At 52.8% G+C, this 3233-nt stretch carries 2 protein-coding genes; both read left to right on the forward strand.

Annotated features, from left to right (window positions below):
* Positions 1-701, forward strand: a 701-nt coding sequence (locus INT22_RS00015; RefSeq protein WP_193067423.1) for an NAD(P)(+) transhydrogenase (Re/Si-specific) subunit beta, incomplete at its 5' end; no start/stop codon positions are given.
* A 284-nt stretch (positions 702-985) separates the two neighbouring features.
* Entirely contained in the window at positions 986-3139 is a 2154-nt protein-coding gene (gene katG, locus INT22_RS00020; RefSeq protein WP_193059767.1) for a catalase/peroxidase HPI, read from the forward strand.
* Positions 3140-3233 lie beyond the last annotated feature (94 nt).

Raw genomic sequence — 3233 nt, forward strand, 5'->3', positions numbered from 1 at the left:
CGGCGGCGATTGGTTTCACACTTTCCAATGATCTGTTGATTGTTACCGGCGCACTGGTGGGGTCCTCAGGGGCAATCCTGTCTTACATTATGTGTAAGGCGATGAACCGCAACTTCGTTAACGTGATTTTGGGCGGCTTCGGTGGTGCTCAAGGGCCAGCGGCTGAGATTGAAGGCGAGCAGGTCGCGATTGATGCAAGTGGTGTGGCGAGTGCCTTAAACGACGCAGATAGCGTGATTATCGTGCCGGGGTATGGCATGGCGGTGGCTCAAGCACAGAGTGCGGTGAGCGATCTAGTACGCAAGCTGCGGGCATCGGGTAAGACCGTACGTTTCGGTATTCATCCGGTGGCAGGGCGTCTGCCTGGACATATGAACGTGCTCCTGGCTGAAGCCAAAGTGCCTTACGATATCGTGCTGGAAATGGACGAGATCAACGACGATTTCTCAAGTACGGACGTGGTGATCGTGATCGGCTCCAACGACATCGTAAACCCCGCTGCCGAGGAAGATCCCAATAGCCCTATCGCCGGTATGCCGGTATTGAAGGTTTGGGAAGCCAAGCAGGTGTTTGTCAGCAAGCGCGGTCAGGGCACGGGCTACTCTGGCATTGAAAACCCGCTATTCTTCAAAGAGAACACGCGCATGTTCTACGGCGATGCGCGGGATAGCTTGAACGCACTGTTGCCAATGGTGGAGTAAAGGTAAGAAAACGCTACTATCCTGATAGTGGTATGGGCAGGGCGTCTGACGCCCTGCCTTTTTTTATGGGCTAAGTTTTTATTGGCTAAGAAATAGCTAGTTTAATAATAAATAACTATCGATCTATTGGTTTATTACAAATTGTGACTATCGGTGAGGTGCTTTAAAACAGTACATATCAACGCAACGCTTGCTGATTACCTACACTGTAGACAGCAATATGAGATGTCGATCATCTGTTTCCTTGGCGAGTCCAAGGCAAAGAGCAAGAAGGGGAGAGAAACATGAGTGGAAAATGTCCTGTAATGCATGGTGGTAATACGTCTACTGGCACCTCCAACAAAGATTGGTGGCCAGAGGCGTTGAACCTAGACATTCTGCACCAGCATGATCGTAAAACTAACCCGATGGATCCTGACTTTGACTATCGGGAAGAGGTCAAAAAACTCGATTTTGACGCCCTCAAGCAAGATGTTCATGCCTTGATGACTGATAGCCAAGCATGGTGGCCAGCCGACTGGGGCCACTACGGTGGCCTGATGATCCGCATGGCATGGCACTCTGCCGGAACTTACCGCATTGCCGATGGCCGTGGCGGCGGTGGTACCGGTAACCAGCGTTTTGCACCGCTCAACTCCTGGCCGGATAACGTAAGCCTTGATAAGGCGCGCCGTTTGCTGTGGCCAGTGAAGAAGAAGTATGGCAATAAAATCAGCTGGGCCGACCTAATCATTCTTGCGGGTACGGTGGCCTACGAATCTATGGGACTGCCCGCTTACGGTTTCTCGTTTGGCCGCGAAGACATCTGGCACCCAGAGAAAGACATTTATTGGGGGGCTGAAAAAGAGTGGTTAGCGCCTTCTGACGAGCGTTACGGTGACGTTGAACAGCCGGAAACAATGGAGAATCCGCTGGCTGCGGTTCAAATGGGACTTATCTACGTTAACCCAGAAGGGGTTAACGGCCAGCCAGATCCGCTTAAGACAGCTCTGCAGGTGCGCGAAACCTTCGCTCGTATGGCGATGAACGACGAAGAAACCGCTGCCTTAACAGCGGGCGGCCATACCGTGGGTAAATGCCATGGTAATGGCGACGCCGCTGCGCTAGGTGCCGAACCTGAAGCCTCTGACGTTGAAAACCAGGGCTTTGGCTGGGGCAACCCGACCATGGATGGCAAAGCGAGCAATGCCGTGACGTCGGGTATTGAAGGCGCTTGGACCACCAACCCAACTAAGTTCGATATGGGCTATTTCGACCTGCTGTTTGGTCATGAGTGGGAGCTAAGAAAAAGTCCTGCGGGTGCTCATCAGTGGGAGCCTATCGACATTAAAGAGGAAGATAAGCCGGTTGATGCAACCGATCCCTCTGTGCGTCACAATCCGATCATGACCGATGCGGATATGGCGATGAAGATGGACCCGACGTACCGTGCTATTTGCGAAAAATTCATGGCCGATCCGGAGTACTTCAAGCAAACCTTTGCTAAAGCGTGGTTTAAGCTAACGCACCGTGATCTAGGCCCGAAAGCACGCTATATCGGCCCAGAAGCGCCGGCTGAAGACCTTATCTGGCAAGACCCTGTGCCTGCAGGTAGCACCGATTACTGCGAAGAAGTGGTTAAGCAGAAAATTGCTGAGAGCGGCTTAAGCATTAGCGACATGGTCAGCACCGCGTGGGATAGCGCGCGCACTTACCGTGGTTCCGACATGCGCGGTGGCGCCAACGGTGCGCGCATTCGTTTGGCTCCCCAGAAAGATTGGCAAGGCAATGAGCCAACGCGTCTTGCCGATGTGCTAAAAGTATACGAGCAGATCTCTGCTGATACGGGTGCCAGCATTGCCGATGTGATTGTCTTAGCGGGTAGCGTGGCTATCGAAAAAGCGGCCAAAGCAGCGGGCTATGAGGTGCGTGTGCCGTTCCTTAAAGGCCGTGGTGATGCCACTGATGAGATGACTGACGTAGACTCTTTTGAGCCTTTAGAGCCACTTGCCGATGGCTTCCGTAACTGGCAGAAGAAAGACTACATCGTCAAACCCGAAGAAATGCTGCTGGATCGTGCTCAGTTGATGGGGCTCACCGCACCGGAGATGACCGTGCTGTTAGGTGGAATGCGTGTGCTGGGCACCAACTATGGTGGTACCAAGCACGGTGTGTTCACTAACCGTGAAGGCCAGTTGACCAACGACTTCTTTGCCAACCTGACCGATATGGGCAACAGCTGGAAGCCGGTGGGCAATAATGTTTACGAGATTTGCGACCGTCAAACGGGCGCGGTTAAGTGGACAGCCTCTCGCGTTGATCTAGTGTTTGGTTCTAACTCACTGCTACGCTCATACGCAGAGGTGTATGCCCAGGACGATAACGGCGAGAAGTTTGTTAAAGACTTCGTCGCCGCCTGGGCAAAAGTGATGAATGCGGATCGCTTCGACGTCGCATAAACGTCAAAGCAACGCTTGCTCTAAGTAACTTCCCTGTTCTAACCCGCATCGATAGATGCGGGTTTTTTTAATGGTGCGCCAGGCATGGCGCGCA

Origin of the sequence: Halomonas sp. 3D7M (genome assembly GCF_014897885.1) — a bacterium.
Classification (GTDB): domain Bacteria; phylum Pseudomonadota; class Gammaproteobacteria; order Pseudomonadales; family Halomonadaceae; genus Vreelandella.